The sequence below is a fragment of the Marinoscillum luteum genome, from assembly GCF_044005705.1.
GTDB lineage: Bacteria > Bacteroidota > Bacteroidia > Cytophagales > Cyclobacteriaceae > Marinoscillum > Marinoscillum luteum.
This window is the reverse complement of the sequence record NZ_JBIPKE010000019.1, coordinates 176,731-193,190: the sequence shown is the minus strand read 5'-3', so window position 1 is coordinate 193,190 and position 16,460 is coordinate 176,731. Positions and strand designations below refer to the sequence as shown.

At 44.6% G+C, this 16,460-nt stretch carries 17 protein-coding genes; 10 read left to right on the top strand and 7 right to left on the bottom strand.

From position 1 onward, the window contains the following. Positions 1-6: 6 nt before the first annotated feature. From ACHKAR_RS15950 to ACHKAR_RS15930, 5 genes are all read right to left on the bottom strand, one after another. A complete protein-coding gene (locus ACHKAR_RS15950) occupies positions 7-225 on the bottom strand; it encodes a hypothetical protein (RefSeq protein ID WP_395418382.1) in 219 nt (72 codons plus the stop codon). Between the two features lie 77 nt (positions 226-302). Further along, positions 303-680 (bottom strand): VOC family protein, encoded by a 378-nt coding sequence (locus ACHKAR_RS15945; RefSeq protein ID WP_159583212.1) that lies wholly within the window; start codon positions 678-680, stop codon positions 303-305. Then, positions 670-1,347 carry a GyrI-like domain-containing protein gene (locus tag ACHKAR_RS15940; protein ID WP_395418381.1) on the bottom strand — a complete coding sequence of 226 codons (678 nt, stop codon included), beginning with the start codon at positions 1,345-1,347 and terminating at the stop codon, positions 670-672. Before ACHKAR_RS15940 ends, ACHKAR_RS15945 begins: the two co-directional genes overlap by 11 nt. Before the next feature lies 1 nt (position 1,348). Next, entirely contained in the window at positions 1,349-1,648 is a 300-nt protein-coding gene (locus ACHKAR_RS15935; protein ID WP_395418380.1) for a hypothetical protein, read from the bottom strand. A 68-nt stretch (positions 1,649-1,716) separates the two neighbouring features. Then, positions 1,717-2,682 carry a helix-turn-helix transcriptional regulator gene (locus tag ACHKAR_RS15930; RefSeq protein ID WP_395418379.1) on the bottom strand — a complete coding sequence of 322 codons (966 nt, stop codon included), beginning with the start codon at positions 2,680-2,682 and terminating at the stop codon, positions 1,717-1,719. 184 nt (positions 2,683-2,866) lie between these two features. Here ACHKAR_RS15930 and carB point away from each other — a divergent pair, with 184 nt between their 5' ends. The 5 genes from carB (at position 2,867) to ACHKAR_RS15905 (ending at position 9,616) form a co-directional block, all read left to right on the top strand. Continuing rightward, positions 2,867-5,680, top strand: coding sequence for a carbamoyl-phosphate synthase large subunit (gene carB / locus ACHKAR_RS15925; RefSeq protein WP_395418377.1), 2,814 nt, complete (start codon positions 2,867-2,869; stop codon positions 5,678-5,680). 14 nt (positions 5,681-5,694) lie between these two features. Next, positions 5,695-5,952, top strand: coding sequence for a DUF4834 family protein (locus ACHKAR_RS15920; protein WP_159583222.1), 258 nt, complete (start codon positions 5,695-5,697; stop codon positions 5,950-5,952). Positions 5,953-6,064: 112 nt separating this feature from the next. Next, positions 6,065-6,904, top strand: coding sequence for an acetyl-CoA carboxylase, carboxyltransferase subunit beta (gene accD / locus ACHKAR_RS15915; protein ID WP_395418376.1), 840 nt, complete (start codon positions 6,065-6,067; stop codon positions 6,902-6,904). A 129-nt stretch (positions 6,905-7,033) separates the two neighbouring features. Next, positions 7,034-8,332 carry an NADH:ubiquinone reductase (Na(+)-transporting) subunit F gene (gene nqrF / locus ACHKAR_RS15910; protein ID WP_159583226.1) on the top strand — a complete coding sequence of 433 codons (1,299 nt, stop codon included), beginning with the start codon at positions 7,034-7,036 and terminating at the stop codon, positions 8,330-8,332. 117 nt (positions 8,333-8,449) lie between these two features. Further along, complete coding sequence (locus tag ACHKAR_RS15905) at positions 8,450-9,616, top strand: formimidoylglutamase (protein WP_395418375.1); 1,167 nt, start codon at positions 8,450-8,452, stop codon at positions 9,614-9,616. Here ACHKAR_RS15905 and ACHKAR_RS15900 read toward each other — a convergent pair. Both ACHKAR_RS15900 and ACHKAR_RS15895 read right to left on the bottom strand, forming a co-directional pair. Further along, on the bottom strand, positions 9,613-9,804 hold the full coding sequence (locus ACHKAR_RS15900) for a PspC domain-containing protein (RefSeq protein WP_221413347.1): 192 nt from the start codon (positions 9,802-9,804) through the stop codon (positions 9,613-9,615). The two genes, ACHKAR_RS15905 and ACHKAR_RS15900, sit on opposite strands and share 4 nt — an antisense overlap. Positions 9,805-9,811: 7 nt before the next feature. Beyond that, positions 9,812-10,093 carry a hypothetical protein gene (locus ACHKAR_RS15895; RefSeq protein ID WP_395418374.1) on the bottom strand — a complete coding sequence of 94 codons (282 nt, stop codon included), beginning with the start codon at positions 10,091-10,093 and terminating at the stop codon, positions 9,812-9,814. A gap of 306 nt (positions 10,094-10,399) precedes the next feature. On the opposite strand from ACHKAR_RS15895, the gene ACHKAR_RS15890 reads away from it, so the two are divergent. The 5 genes from ACHKAR_RS15890 to ACHKAR_RS15870 all read left to right on the top strand — a co-directional run bounded on the left by ACHKAR_RS15890 (position 10,400) and on the right by ACHKAR_RS15870 (position 16,456). Next, positions 10,400-10,846 (top strand): hypothetical protein, encoded by a 447-nt coding sequence (locus tag ACHKAR_RS15890; protein WP_395418373.1) that lies wholly within the window; start codon positions 10,400-10,402, stop codon positions 10,844-10,846. Between the two features lie 590 nt (positions 10,847-11,436). Beyond that, positions 11,437-12,567: an amidohydrolase family protein gene (locus ACHKAR_RS15885; RefSeq protein WP_395418372.1), complete on the top strand. Its 1,131-nt coding sequence runs from the start codon at positions 11,437-11,439 to the stop codon at positions 12,565-12,567. A gap of 198 nt (positions 12,568-12,765) precedes the next feature. Next, positions 12,766-14,475 carry an ATP-binding protein gene (locus ACHKAR_RS15880; RefSeq protein ID WP_395418370.1) on the top strand — a complete coding sequence of 570 codons (1,710 nt, stop codon included), beginning with the start codon at positions 12,766-12,768 and terminating at the stop codon, positions 14,473-14,475. A 178-nt stretch (positions 14,476-14,653) separates the two neighbouring features. Continuing rightward, positions 14,654-15,247, top strand: coding sequence for an RNA polymerase sigma factor (locus ACHKAR_RS15875; protein ID WP_395418368.1), 594 nt, complete (start codon positions 14,654-14,656; stop codon positions 15,245-15,247). A 153-nt stretch (positions 15,248-15,400) separates the two neighbouring features. After that, positions 15,401-16,456: a FecR family protein gene (locus tag ACHKAR_RS15870; protein WP_395418367.1), complete on the top strand. Its 1,056-nt coding sequence runs from the start codon at positions 15,401-15,403 to the stop codon at positions 16,454-16,456. Positions 16,457-16,460 lie beyond the last annotated feature (4 nt).

Sequence of the window (16,460 nt, the reverse complement as noted above, 5' to 3'; positions counted from 1 at the left end):
TTTTTGTTATTTCATAGATTTATACGTTCGGAGGACTCCCACTACACCTACCAGGATGCCCAGGCCCAGACATGCATAGTACCATGGTTCGGACATGGTGTAAGACCCTGATATGGCATTCCCAACTACGTTCCCCAGATCTCTGGGTGAATGGGTTTGGGCCCAGTAGATCATAAATAATCCCACCGCAATGAATAAAATACCTCTGATCATTCCGCTTTTCATGAATTTATAGTTTGGTTTCACAGGACAACTTAATAAAAAACGGGCATTTAAAAATGGCGGTGAACCCACATCATGAGCTAAGACGACTTTTGCTTGAAAAAAGGGTTGTAAATCAAGCCGATGACATTTAGCCATGGATCCTTGACCAGCGCCACTTTGATTCCTTCTCCCACATCGTTGGGAGTTTCCAGTTCTTTGGCTCCATGGCTCACCATCTTGTCATAGGCATCCGTAATATCCTCTACAGCCCAGTAGGTTAGTACATTTTCGGTCCTTATGCCCTCTACCTTTTCGGGAAGGAGGCCAAGCTCATACCCCCCAATGTCAAAGCCAACATAGAATGGCTGGTCAAAGTATGGAGAAACACCAAAGGCACGCTCGTACCAGCTTCTGGCTTCTGCGAGATCATCTACCTTGTAGATCGTGGTTCTCAGTCCTTGTGAGTTAATGCCCATTTTTCAGATTTGCTTGGATAGGATTTAAATGAAGTCCGGATCTTTTCACCTGATAGCGTAGGATAGTTTTAAGCTTTTCAGGTGTCACCCGCTTTGGGTCAGTGAGGTAAATCTCCTTGTGATAAGAAGTGATTTCCAACTGATTGGCTTTCACATAATCCATCAGTTGACCGATGGAAGGTTGCTCATCCTCCCAGGATCCTTTGTGCAGTATTTGCACGCACAGACCTTCTTCGAAAGATTCAAATTTGACATCCTCAAGGCTCTTTATATGTGCCTTTTTAGTTTTGGCCAGGTGGACAGCCCTAAAGAAGTGATCAGATGCCACCATGTCTGGCATTCTGATGGAAATTTTCCAGTACCATTCTGATCTGGGTGCCTGAGTGAAAAGGTGTTGCTGCGCTAGTCCGCCTGCTATCCACCAGTTACATTCCATTTTTGGAACCACAAAATCGTTGTCTTCAGCCTTATTTATGAATTTGATGCCATAGGCCACGGCGTAAATGGCCTCTATGGCCTGAAGAAACTGAGGGTCTTCCGGTGCAGACTGGCCAGCAATGGTCAGGTAGTAGTAATCTCCGAGGTGTACCAGGTCGGGAGTTACTTTGGCTTTGTAGTAGAGCGGATCGGCTTTGGTCAGATCCAGTTTGCTTTCTAATGTTTCCATGTCAGTTGGATTGAAGGGGTTGAAAATGAGCGAAAAACTTGGTTTCCTTAAAATAGTGTCCAAACTCAGAAGCTCTTGGGTGCTTTTCGAAGTTTTGCTGGGCCTCCTGTGCTTGTTTTGCATTTTCCCAAACGATGATATCCATGTAGGTGAGCGGGTCATTTAGCATCTGCTCAGTTTCCATGGAAACAACTCCATGGTATCCCGCCAGGATTTCCCGTACAAAAGCGAAGGCATTTGCAGGGTCTACTTTCTCATTTAGGGTGTAAACCACCACTTCTTTGACGTTTTGATTGGTCATTTTTTCTTTGATTTTGGTTTGTGAGACAAAGAAATGACCCGTAGTGACAACCCTATGTCACTTGATTTTCAGGAGGTGAAATATTTTTGGTGATGGGTGATTAAACCTTGGGAATAGCTGGCTACAAGCCCCTGGAGCTTAGGGGGAGATACTACAGTGGCTTCTTCTATAAACATGAGCAGCCACCGAGCAAGGTATTCGTAATGGGGAGTGATGAATTTCATTTCTACCACATCACCCTCAGCATGCTCCTCGACAAAACCATAGTGATACTTTTGGTCCTGAATGAATCGGGTGACTTTTTTGGAAAACCGGATGGTTGCTTCATTGGCATCTGTCCCTCCGATCATTCTCTGCAGGAACTCCAGATAATTCGGATGGTCCTCCGGGTGGTAGTTGTCGGATAGAATGTTGAGACTTTGAATTCTGTCGGTTCGAAAATCGCGAAGGTCTGTTCTCAGGTGACAGTAGCCGATCAGGTGCCATCTTGAAGAATAGTACACCAGCCCCAAAGGGGCCACCTTTCTGTCGGTCGTCTGGTCTTTATAGTTAGAGTGATAGCGTATTTGAATAATTTTTCGGGCGGCCAGTGCCATCTGGATTTCTGCGATGTGTGAGTCAGGAAATCCAAAATTGGTAACTGTCGGTGAGGCGATTACCGAAATACTTTGCTCCAGGGTGTCCAAAAACTCCCGGTCGTGACATTTGAGGACGGCCTTGATCTTGTACATCGCCTCCTGAAAATTTTTGGCAATCTGACTATCGGCATTTTGTTCGATCAACTTTGCGCCCAGTAGGAGCGCAGCGGCTTCTTCCTTATTGAAAACCACCGGTGGCAGGTGATAACCATCCACAATGAAGTATCCTTCTCCGGCATCTCCACCAATCGGCACCCCTGCTTCCATGAGTGACTTGAGGTCTCTGAAGATTGTCCGGCGGCTTACCCCAAAGCGCTCCTCAAAATCTTCCATCGGGATCCGTGGTTTTCCCTGAAGTTGAATAAGGATGGCAGTTAGTCGGTCAATACGATTCATCTGAAAAAATGCAATTTGCAATAATACATACTTGAAAATGAAGAGGTGGCCTTTTTTGCTTTGGGAATTTGTAAATATGAAAATTAATCGGCCACTTTCTCAAATTTAGTTTTAATCGGTTTTCCCGTGGAGGTTCCCTGACTTAAATTTGCCCCAATTTGTACCTATGTAACCTCCATTACTTATGCCAAAAGACTCCAGTATTAAGTCAGTACTCATCATCGGAAGCGGTCCCATCATCATTGGTCAGGCCTGCGAGTTTGATTATTCAGGCTCTCAAGCGGCTAAATCGCTGAGAGAAGAAGGTATTGAGGTCACCCTTATCAATAGCAACCCGGCCACCATTATGACAGACCCGGTTACTGCTGATAACGTGTATCTCCTCCCACTGACCAAAAAATCCATTAAGGAGGTTCTGGAAAAACACGATATTGATGCTGTACTCCCTACGCAAGGGGGCCAGACAGCACTCAACCTCGCCATCGAATGTGATAAATCCGGGATTTGGGAAAAATACGGTGTAAAAATCATTGGGGTGGATATCAATGCCATCGAGACCACTGAAGACCGGGAAAAATTCCGACTGAAGATGGCAGAGATCGGCGTAAATACCTGCAAGGGTGAAACAGCCACCTCCTTTCTGAAAGGAAAAGAGATCGCTCAGGAAATTGGATTTCCTTTGGTAATCAGACCATCCTATACCCTTGGTGGTTTTGGTGGCGGGTTTGTGGATAAGCCGGAAGATTTTGACAAAGCCCTCAATGCAGGCCTTCAGGCCTCACCGATCCATGAGGTGCTCGTGGAGCAGAGTATCATGGGCTGGAAAGAGTATGAGCTTGAGTTACTCCGTGACAACATCGGCAACATCATCATCATCTGTAGCATCGAAAATTTTGATCCGATGGGTGTCCATACGGGGGATTCCATCACGGTGGCACCAGCCATGACATTGCCAGATACTGTCTATCAGCAGATGCGGGATTTGGCCAAGCGCATGATGAATGCCATTGGCCAGTTTGCAGGGGGATGTAACGTTCAGTTTTCTGTACACCCTGAGACTGATGAGATTGTCGGTATTGAGATCAACCCGAGGGTTTCCAGGTCTTCAGCACTGGCTTCAAAAGCTACAGGATATCCTATTGCTAAGATTGCCGCCAAGCTGGCCATCGGGTACAACCTGGATGAACTTAAAAACCAAATCACGAAAACCACGTCAGCCTTTTTTGAGCCGGCACTGGATTATGTGATTGTGAAAATACCACGCTGGAATTTTGATAAATTCCCCGGATCGGACAGAAAGCTGGGACTTCAGATGAAGTCTGTAGGTGAGGCCATGGGTATCGGAAGGAATTTCCAGGAAGCCCTACAGAAGGCTTGCCAGTCCCTGGAGATCAAGCGGAACGGTCTGGGTGCTGACGGTCGCGAGTTAAAAGACCAGCAGGAAATCCTGTACAGCCTTGAGAATCCAAGCTGGAATCGTCTTTTTCATATTTATGATGCGTTCAAGTTGGGTATACCTTTCAAGACCATCCAGAAGCTGACCAAAATTGACCCCTGGTTTTTGCACCAGATTGAGGAACTGATCTATCTGGAAAACAAGATCAGTGCATTCACCCTGGATAGCTTGCCAAGACATTTATTAAAAGAAGCCAAGGAAAAAGGCTATGCCGACCGTCAGATAGCGCACCTTCTCAAGTGCTTGGAGAGTGAGGTTTATCAAAAAAGGAATGACGAGGGTATCAAACGGGTGTACAAACTTGTGGACACCTGTGCTGCGGAGTTTGAGGCCCAGACCCCATATTATTACTCATCTTTTGATCAGGAGAACGAGTCCATCTCCAGCGACAGAAAGAAAATAGTAGTGCTGGGTTCCGGTCCGAACAGGATTGGACAGGGAATTGAGTTTGATTACTCCTGTGTGCACGGAGTGCTTGCTGCCAAGGAGTGCGGGTATGAGACCATCATGATCAACTGTAACCCGGAGACTGTTTCCACTGATTTTGATGTGGCTGATAAACTCTACTTTGAGCCAGTCTTTTGGGAGCATATTTATGACATTATCCTTCATGAAAAACCTGAGGGTGTGATCGTTCAGCTGGGAGGGCAGACTGCTTTGAAGCTGGCCGAGAAACTCAGTAGGTACGGGATCAAGGTCATTGGTACCAGCTATGAAGCACTGGACCTGGCTGAGGACCGGGGACGTTTTTCGGATTTGCTGAAAGAACAAGGCATCCCTTACCCGCAGTATGGCACGATAGAAGATGCTGAGGAAGCCATTGAACTCTCCAAGGAGATTGGTTTTCCATTGCTGGTCAGACCAAGTTATGTACTGGGAGGCCAGAGCATGAAGATCGTGATCAACGAGCAGGAGATGGAAGAGCACGTGGTGAACCTGCTGAAGGAGAAAACCGATGGCAAGATTTTGCTGGATCACTTTCTGGAAGGAGCCATTGAAGCTGAAGCTGATGCCATTTGTGATGGTACGGATGTGTACATCATCGGGATCATGCAGCACATAGAGCCCGCAGGGATCCATTCGGGAGATTCTTATGCAGTGCTACCACCTTACAACCTGGGGGATTTTGTGATTAGGCAGATCGAAGAGTACACGATTAAAATCGCCAAAGCGCTGGAGACCGTTGGACTTATCAATATTCAGTTTGCCATCAAGGATGACAAAGTCTATATCATTGAGGCCAATCCAAGGGCTTCCCGTACGGTGCCTTTCATTTGCAAGGCCTACCGGGAACCTTATGTGAACTACGCCACCAAGGTGATGCTGGGAGCCAAGAAGGTAAAAGACTTTGATTTCAAGCCTTATAAGCACGGATATGCCATCAAAGAGCCTGTGTTCTCTTTCCATAAGTTCCCTAATGTAAATAAGGAACTGGGACCTGAGATGAAATCTACGGGTGAAGCCATCTACTTCATCGATGATTTGATGGATGATTACTTTCTTGAAATTTACGCTGAACGAAACCTCTACCTCAGTAGATAAGTTAATAGAGTACTATGTTAAAATTCTTGTTGATAATAGCCCTCATATCTTATTTGATCTATCGAGTAGGAGGGTTTCTTTTCAAAATACTCTTTTTGGGCGCCCAGCAGCAGCGTCAACAATACCAAAGTACAGGACAAACTCATCAGCAGCATGCCAGAAGGCGTGCTGCTGGAAGTAACCTGGATATCGACTATGTCCCTGGCGATCGAAAGAATGAGAAAAAAGATTTCAGAGGTGGGGATTATGTTGATTATGAAGAAGTTAAGTGAAATCTGACTTTTTCTGAATAGATCAATGCTGCGGCATGATTTAGAAAAGCGAATGACTTCCTCTCAAATTACCCAACATCACTTAGTTTTGCAGTTCACTTAAAATCGGCATATGGCTTGGTTTAAAAGACAAGACAAAGGAATCAATACTCCTACGGAGAAAAAGAAAGAGGCCCCTGACGGACTCTGGTATAAAACCCCAAGTGGCAACATCATTCACATGCGCGAGCTTAAAAACAATGCTTACGTATGTCCTGATGATGATTATCATGTAAGGATCGGCTCCAAAGAGTACTTCGAAATTTTGTTTGATGACAATCAATTCACAGAGCTGGACGCTGAGCTAACCTCGGGTGACCCACTCAAATTTACAGATACCAAAAAGTATCCTGAGCGTATCGCAGCCACACAAAAAAAGACGGTGCTGAAAGATGCCGTAAGGACGGCCTATGGCAAAATGAACGGTCGTGAAATCACCATTTGTTGTATGGATTTTGCCTTTATTGGTGGGTCTATGGGATCAGTGGTAGGTGAGAAAATCGCAAGAGGGATCAATCATTCTTTAAAAAAGAAGATCCCTTTTCTGATGATTTCCAAGTCTGGAGGTGCCAGAATGATGGAAGCGGGATTTTCCCTCATGCAGATGGCCAAGACTTCTGCAAGACTGGCATTGCTTTCGGAGGCCAAAATACCTTATATCTCACTGCTTACCGACCCCACCACTGGCGGGGTGACGGCATCATATGCCATGCTGGGGGATTTCAACATCGCTGAACCTGGTGCACTGATTGGCTTTGCCGGCCCGCGTGTGATCCGGGAGACCATAGGCAAGGATTTACCGAAAGGTTTCCAAAGCGCTGAATTTGTAAAAGATCATGGCTTTTTGGACTTCATTGTGGATCGGCGGCAGCTCAAAAGCAAGCTGACCTCCCTGCTAAAAATAATCTATTGACCAGGTGAACATTTGGTCAAACATACTGTTACCAAAACCAGAACTAAATAGACTTATTCTGCCTTTATTCAGAATAGTTTATCACTTATATTTGCTTCAATTTAAGTTCAATCAAAAGGCTTCAGCCCTATGTCATCAGTCATAATTACGTCAATTATTGCCTTTACCGCGGTAATTCTTCTGTTAGTGTTTATCCTGCTTTTTGCTCAGTCCAAGCTGGTGCAATCTGGCCCGGTCAATATTATCATCAATGGTGATGAGGCTAATCCGATCACCACTTCAGCCGGATCTACGCTGCTTTCTACACTTTCTGGTCAGAAAATATTCTTACCATCTGCATGTGGTGGGGGTGGTACCTGTGCCATGTGTAAGTGTAAAGTGGAAGAAGGGGGTGGTGATGTGCTGCCAACAGAGGTAGGGCATTTGAGTCGCACAGAGCAGAAGGAAAAAGTCCGACTTTCATGTCAGGTGAAAGTGAAGCAGGATATGAGAATAGAGATACCAGAGGAGATTTTCGGTATCAAGAAATGGGAAGCGACCGTAGTGAGAAACTACAACGTGGCGTCATTTATCAAAGAATTTGTTGTAGAAATTCCTGAAGACATGGACTATCAGGCGGGTGGCTATATTCAGATAGAGGTACCTGAGTGCGAAGTGGACTTCAAAGACATGGACATTGAGGCTCACCCTGAGGAGCACGATCAGCCGGATAAATTCCAGCTGGAGTGGGACAAGTTTGGGCTTTGGGATCTGAAAATGAAAAACACGGAGACCATCGAGCGTGCCTATTCTATGGCCTCATATCCTGCAGAGGGAAGAGAGATCATGCTGAATGTGAGGATCGCTACACCTCCGTTTGACAGAGCAGCCAATGGCTGGATGAAAGTAAATCCAGGGATTGCTTCCTCTTATATTTTCTCTAGGAAAAAAGGAGACAAAGTAACTATATCAGGTCCTTATGGTGAGTTCTTCATCAATCCATCTGACGCAGAGATGCTTTATGTAGGTGGTGGTGCTGGTATGGCTCCTATGAGGTCTCACTTATATCACCTCTTCAAGACCTTGAAGACCGGCAGAAAAGTGACGTACTGGTACGGAGGTCGATCCAAAAGAGAATTGTTCTATCTGGATCACTTCTTTCAGTTGGAAAAAGACTTCCCTAACTTCAGTTTTTTCCTTGTGCTCTCTGAGCCACTTCCTGAAGATAACTGGAAAGTGAAAAAAGATATTCATGATAAAGAAGGTGATGGTTTCTTAGGCTTCGTTCACCAGGCGGTGATCGATCAGTACCTGAGCAAGCACGATCAGCCAGAAGAAATTGAATTGTATTTCTGTGGACCTCCATTGATGAATGCCGCTGTTCAGAAAATGGGAGAAGACTATGGAATCCCTGATGAGAACATCCGATTCGATGATTTCGGAGGGTAATCCGATGAAGAAAATGGAAAGGGAAAGCGAAAGTTTTCCCTTTTTTTGTGCCTGATCCTCCGTGGCAAATAGCCTCGGATTTTTTAGTAGATTTGTTTTGAATATAGCCCTCATTCAATGGACCTGAAACTGTTTTTTGATCCTATTTCCAGGGAAATAGACCTCTCCAAGTTACCCACTTCAGCACTGGCACACTCTATTTATATCAACCAGGAAAAGATGCCCGAGATAGATGATAAAGACATAGCCATCATTGGGTTACAGGAGTCCAGGGGCGCTGAGTCAGAAAATCAGGACGGAATTTCTCGCTCGGCCACCGAAATTCGCAAAAGTCTTTATCAGCTCAAGAAAGGGTCAGGTAACTTCAGGGTGGTGGACCTGGGAAATTTCAGAAATGGACCTGAATTGGAAGATACCTACCAGCGCTTACAGGAGGTATGTGCTCATCTCATGGAGCAAAATATTCTTCCACTGATCATAGGCGGAAGTCACGACCTTGATATTGGCCAGTATATGGCTTACGAAAATCAAGACAAGATTATCACCCTGCTCAATATTGACAATAAGCTGGACCTGACGGACCCGAAAACAGGTATCCCCAGCCAGTCACACGTTCACCGGATTTTCAAGCACGACCCTAATTTCTTATTCAACTATTACCAGCTGGGGCATCAGTCTTATCTGGTGGAAGAAAAGGAAACCGAACTACTTGAGAAGCTCTATTTTGAGGTAGTCCGACTGGGAATGGTGAAGGAGAACATTAAAGAGCTAGAGCCCATCGTGAGAGATGCGGATATGGTGAGCTTTGATATCTCGGCCATACAGGCGCATTACTGCCCTGGAGCTACAGATGCCAAGGTTTATGGGCTCACTGGCGAGGAGGCCTGTCAGATCTGCTGGTATGCCGGGCTCAACGATAAGTTAAGCTCTATTGGGTTTTATGAATACGATGTAGCCAGGGATACCGAGGACCGAAAGACAGCTTTTGTTCTGGCCACCATGATCTGGTATTTCATTGAAGGCTTTTATAATCGCAAAGGCGATAAAAACTTCAGGTCAAATGATTATTTGATCTATGAGGTAGCCCTTGGCGGGGAGCCTTCCACCATCAGGTTTTATAAAAGTAAGATTTCTGAGAAATGGTGGATGGAGGTACCCCATCCGGAGGAGACTTCAGGTTTTCTGCGAAGCAGAATGGTCCCCTGTAGCTATTCAGATTACCAGATGGCTCAGAGCGGTGAAGTGCCCCACAGATGGATTACCACCTACTCTAAGATGATTTAGTACTGCTCGGGTACCACAATCCAAAGGATTATGTACACCAGAATCCCCGGGAAACCCACGCTCAAAGCAGACAATACGAGGTATCCTATTCTCACCAGAGTAGGATCCAGGTCGAAATATTCAGCGATTCCCCCACAAACACCAGCAAGCATTGAGTCTTTCTTGGATCGATATAGTCTTTTGGTCATTTCCATTTTATTTGTTGTTTAAATATGGGAGATTTCTGGTAAAAATGTGCAGTAATCTGGTTCCGGAATTGAATTTTGCGCTGGAAGATGAGCCACTGGTTGGTTGTGATTCCGCTTCATTAGCATCCACTTCAGCCACTTGTTCCTGATGTTCGGGAGCTGGCATGTTGATATTGTCTGCTGTGAAAATCGGGCTATTCATCGTCATTATCAATGCAATGATCACTCCCAGAATAATGAGTAGTGTTTTCGCTTGCCCCCTTTTGATATTTGTATTTTTTCCTAACATGACATTGTCCTATTGGCAATGGTTGTGCCAAAAAATGTAAACATCTGTAAATAAGCTACTTGCGCTGTTTCTTTGTGGAGCTGCCACTCGCAGACTGTACGTGTTCGGACAAAATAGAAATGGTATGTGTTCGGTATCAGTCACTGGCGAGGGAGGATCGATCATTTTCATTTGGAGAGCCATATTCTCAAAATGGGAAAATTAATAGATCCCTAAAAATTATAACCAATTGGTAGACAGTGATTTATGATTTCGGTGCGATTATTTCTTAAGGGTGAGCATTGTTGAATTAAAAAATCGAAAAAGATGAAACCTACTAAGCCCATTATGAATACATTTTTGAAACTTTTTGGAGTGGTTGTTATGGCCTTACTGGTCGTGGCTTGTTCTGGTAAAAAGGAGAAGGAAACTCCTGAGGATGCTATGACTGAACTAAAGGATTCTTTTGAACAAGAGAAAAAGGATCTGAAGTACGAGTTGGAAGAGATCAAGCTGGATGTGGAGAAAGAGTTGGACAATCTGGATGACAAGATCGCTGAGGCCACAGATCAAAATAAGACACTTTTGGAGAAAATGAAGGCAGATCTCAATGAAAAGGCCGATGACCTTGACCGTGCCATAGATAAGGTGGAAAACTCTACCAAGCAGGCATGGAATGATACCAGGGAATTTGCCGCTGAGACCTCAGAGGATGTGAAGAGTTCACTTAAGGACTTTGGCCAAAAGATTAAAGAAAAGTTCAGTAACTCCTAAGATTTAGGAACTAATAGTAGAAAGTGAAAAGCCATTCCGAATTTCGGAATGGCTTTTTTGTATTGAACATGTGCCGGTGTATTGATTTTATTGGATCAAGCAATATTTGTGTGGGTATCACTTCAGAGTTTATATTTTGCAAAACTGAAAAAAATCCATTGTAGATCCAGAAAAGTAAGGGCACAAAGGCGGGTGGGGCATCCAAGGCAAGTGTGAATCATTTAGACTCCAGAAAATTTTTAAAAAAAGCAAAAAACGATGAGTCGAAATGATTTTTTGCGTTGGTGCCTTTTCTTTTGCTTCGTTTTCTTTGGGCAAGCAAAGAAAATGAAGGGTAAGTAGCCGATCAGTTGGATTGAGTCATATGAGGTGCCAGAGTACGGATCACTATCCATCTTTAATACAATCACCCCACAGATTTTCGGGTTGATCCATTTTATTGAAGACAAAGGCTACCTACGTATGAGCGTACCTCGCTTTTGTCTCAATAATGACAAAAGATGTCTGTTTCACTTGGTCTAATATCGGATAATTCAAATCTTTACTGGAAAGGTGTACGTTACCTACATTGTCACTTTACTTTCATCCTTATGAACAAAATATTTACTCTGGCCTTTTCCCTTGCTTTTAGTCTTACAGTATTTGGTCAGGAGTCTGACTCTGAACCAGCTATGGATTTTGAGCGCTATGATCCCATTTCCACCCTTGTGGTGCCGGAGCATCCGGTTACCCGGGCCAGGTTCCCTTTTATTGATGTGCACAGTCACCAGTGGAACCTCACAAAGGACAGGATCGCCAAGATTGTTGGGGAAATGGATACGCTGAACATGGGGATCATGGTGAACCTGAGTGGCAGGGGATATGACAGGGAAGCGGGCGATATTGGTAGTCAGGAGTATCTGGCCGGTATGACCAGTCGTATAGCGGGCGAAGCTCCGGGTAGAATTGTGGTTTTCACCAATGTTTCCTTCAAAGAAATAGGTAATCCGGGATGGTCTGAAGAGACCGTTCGCCAGTTGGAAGAAGATGTGAAAAACGGTGCCAAGGGGCTGAAAATTTACAAGAGCCTCGGGATGGGAATCAACGATGTGGATGGAAACCGGGTGGCCATAGATGACCCCAGAATTGACCCTGTTTGGGCCAAATGTGGTGAGTTGGGGATTCCAGTGATCATTCATGCGGCAGACCCTAAACCTTTTTGGGACGATCATGACGAGAATAACGAGCGCTGGCTGGAGTTGAAACTGCGGCCAGGCAGAAAGAGGAGCGCTACTGACCCGGCTCCCTGGGAGCAAATCATAGCCGAGCAGCATCATATTTTCGCCAAACACCCAGGGACAACATTTATCAATGCACACATGGGATGGATGGCCAATGATCTACAGGCTTTGGGAGACCATCTGGATCAATATGCCAATGTGAATGTGGGTATAGGGGCTGTGATTGCTGAGTTGGGGAGACAGCCACGAGCCGCCAAAGCTTTTTTTGAACAATATTCAGATAGAATTTTGTTTGCGAAGGATGCCTATAACCCAGAGGAGTACTACACCTATTTTCGGGTACTGGAGACTGCCGACGAGTATTTTCCGTACTACAAAAAGTACCATGCTTTCTGGCGTATGTATGGGCTGGATTTATCTGATGAGGTGTTGAAAAAGGTATATTACAAAAATGCCCTCAGAATCATTCCGGGGCTCGACGCATCGCTTTTCCCAAAATAGCAGCGTCCTTTGAGGTGATCCATGGATGCGATTTTTGAGAGAGAATGCATGCCAAAAGTTGGATTATATCGATATGAATACCCGACTCATCTAAAACCTTAACCCTTGATGAGTGCAATTTCCTACATTTATTGATTCTCAGAGCTAAGGAAATTGACACTCAAAAAACTTATACCATCATTAGGCACCAGCGCACCCATGGAGGTCAAACTCTTTGATGTCATTCTGGTATTGACCACTCTGGTCTTGTATTTCTGGCTCGCCTTCTGGTTCATTTTTAGCTACTTTTCCAAGTATGAAAGTGATTTCTTATGGTTGTACACGGCAGGATCCCTGATTTTCACAGGGTTTTATCTTGTTCGTAGAAATTGGTCCTTCCATAAATGGATGACTTTGATCTATTACATCATCGTCTATTCATTGCTTGGTATTGCCTGGCTCCCATCCGGTGGAGTGACAGGATCCATCCATAATATGTTTGTCCTGGTCTTTTTGTCAGGAATGCTTGTCCTCAAACCAAAGCAATACCGGTTGTTTATCGGTCTTTCTATGACGTTTGCTATGGGATATACTTTTTATGAGATTCTCAACCCTGATTATGCAAAACCCTTTCTGGATCATACGGAGCATATGATTGACCTGGCTGCATCCAATGCTTTGATGTTGACCATTCTGTCATTTACCCTATTCTTCTATAAAAAGGAATATGAAAAGGACAGGGAAAGATTAAAAGCATCTAACATCTCCCTAAGTAGAGAGAAGTTGCGTGCCGAGTCGGCTGATCGCATTAAGACCAGCTTTTTGACTAATATAAGTCATGAGATCAGAACACCACTCAATGGAGTGCTTGGCAATCTCGATCTTCTGAAAAGGACCAAACTTTCTCCAGAACAGGCCCTTCTACTTAAGGACATGAGCCATTGTAGCGATATTCTGCATGGACTTATTTCGGATCTACTGGACATCACCATGATAGAAGAAGAGGGGATGGTCTTACAGGAAGACAGAATAGATCTGCACATGGTGGTGTCTAATGTGATACAGTTTTTTATTCCGAAAGTGGCTTTAAAGACTGGAAATGTTTCTATCAATTATCATTCGGACAAGCGAATCCCTAAGTACCTGAGAGGTGACCTAACCCGGGTACGTCAGGTACTGATCAATCTCGTAAACAACGCAGTGAAGTTTACCGATGAAGGAGAAATCAATATCCGCTCGGTACTTTTATCCAAAACTTCGCGACAGGCCGAGATTAAAATAAGTGTTGCCGACACGGGTATTGGAATTCCTGAGGATCAGCGAGCTCATATTTTTAATAGATTTCATCGGGATGATAACAATCCTTCAATGGAAGGCATAGGTCTTGGTTTGAGTGTTTGTAAAAAGGTGGTGGAGACCATTGGTGGGGAGATTGGATTGGAGAAATCTAAGGAGAAAGGGTCGTGTTTTTATTTCATTCTCCCGTTTAAAATAGAAGGGTCTAAGTGGGAGGATCGTGAAATTGAAGAACCTACCATCAACAAGTATTCTCACCTGAATGTACTGGTAGCTGAAGATCAGCAGGTGAACCAGCTCGTTACCAGAAAAATGCTCCGAACATTGGGCGTGAGCAATGTGGAAATTGCTGAGAATGGGAAGAGGGTAGTGGAAATGGCTGCATTGAAAGCCTATGATTTTATACTGATGGATGTGCGGATGCCCATCATGAGCGGAATAGAGGCTACTCGCGAAATTCTCAAATCCGCAAGCTCCAGACCTCCTGTGATTGTAGCTGTGACGGCCAATGTCACCAAACACGAAATGCAGGACTGCTTTGAGGCCGGAATGAGGGACTTCATCAGCAAGCCCTTTAGCCTTGAGGTGTTGCGATCCTCTTTCGAGAAGTTTCTGGGTAAGGAAAAAGCCTGACAACCCACTGAGGTGGCTCAGCCACAGGACTGAGCGTTGATTTTTTTCCATGTACGCGCTCATTTCTTTCCTATCCTCCCGTTTCCTTCAAAATTGAAAATTTTGAAAATATCTTTAACTTAATTTTTTGATGTGTAAAATCTGATGGTTATTTACCATTTGAATTACAATAGGTCTAATGAAGTCTAGAGAACTCTATATTGCTTACAGTGTGCGAAGGGACCACGATCTCTGGCAAGACCTTTGCGCTGGCGATAGAAACGCTCTGGATTATATTTACTATTCTCAGGTGCCGGCGCTTTTGTCTTATGGTCGCTACTTAACACCCGATTCCACACTCGTGGATGATTGTATTCAGGACCTTTTTGTGGATTTGTGGGTGAAGCGGGATCGTCTGGGACCAGTTCGCACCATCCGATTTTACCTGATGAAATCCCTTAAGCACAGAATAGTCAGAGAACTACAAAACCAGAAGAAGCGTAGGAGTCTGACCGAATCAGAGGGTGCTTTTGAGGAACTGGAAGATCCCAATCCATTTTTTTCTGCCGGCCAGTATCAGCCAACATCCGCTGTAGTGGAGTGCCTGAATAAGCTCTCACCTCTCCAAAAGGAGATCGTCTATCTGAAATATTTCAATGGACTGAGCTTTGATGAAATTGGCGATATCCTTGAGTTGGACAAAAAACAGCTCTACAACGCCCTTTCCAAGGCCATGCACAACCTCAGAGGAATGCTGAAATTGGTAGTGCTAATGATTTTGCTTGTTTATTGAAAAATAACTAATAGATGAAACATAATTCTGTGTGAATCATCAAATTATCACCAATTCATTAGGTCTGTTGTAAATATTCAAAAATTTCTTCTTTTCGGGGAGTAATTTGAACATGCTCTGTATCTGTAGGGTATAAAAGCTCAAAATACCTACGTGAAGACCTGGAAGAAAAAATACGATGATTATAACCTGGAGGACTTGCTCCTGGACGAGTCTTTCATTTCCTGGGTTCAGGGAGGGAAAGAAGCGTCGAGTCCCTGGAAGTCCCGTTTGCTGGAGAGTCAGAAACTCAGTGAAGAAGCTGCTAAGGCTGAGGAGATTATCGGACAACTCCAATGGCGCGAGTTTCAAGGAGACAATAAACGAATTGAAAACCTCAAAGATAGAATTGATATTAGGATAAGAGCGTCTGATGTAAGGGATGAGTTTGGCACTTATCTGGAGAAGCCAGCCTCATCCAATTGGTACAGACTTCTGGCTGCTGCTTGTCTTGCACTACTCCTGATGGGGTCTATTGGGTACTACCTCGCCAATCAGAATCCTGTGGTGGAGAAAAACCTATCTCAGGAAGTAGAGGTGCGAAATACCCGCAATGGTCAGAAACTGATGGTTCATCTCAACGATGGCTCCAAGGTGAAGCTCAATTCAGGAAGTACCATCAAATATCAGAAATACTTCAGTGATACCAGCAGGGTCATTGAGCTGCAGGGTGAGGCCTTCTTTGAAGTGGCCAGGGATTCACTGAGGCCATTCAGGGTAGTGGCTGGAGGTACGGTCACCGAAGCACTCGGTACCTCTTTCAATATCTACTCGGAGATGGGTGACCCCACCAAAGTATCACTGGTCACGGGGAAAGTTTCTGTGACCTCCACCAGTACTCAGGAACAGGTACTTCTCAGGCCGGGGCAGATGGTAAAGGCCCTGTCCGGTACCCTGGGTCCTGTAGCTACTTATGAATATGGTGAAATAGCCTGGAAGGATGATGTGCTCTTTTTCCTCAGATGCGATCAGGGTGAGGTATTTGAGAAACTGGAAAAGTGGTACGGGGTAAACTTTCGAATCGAAGGAAAGCTAAGTGGAGGATGGAACTACTCGGGGAGTTTTGATGGCCAGACCTTACATGCAGTGCTTACGAGCATCGGATATGCAGAAGACTTTACTTTTCAGATAAAGAATAAAGAAGTTGTGATCAAACCCAAGACATTATGAGATG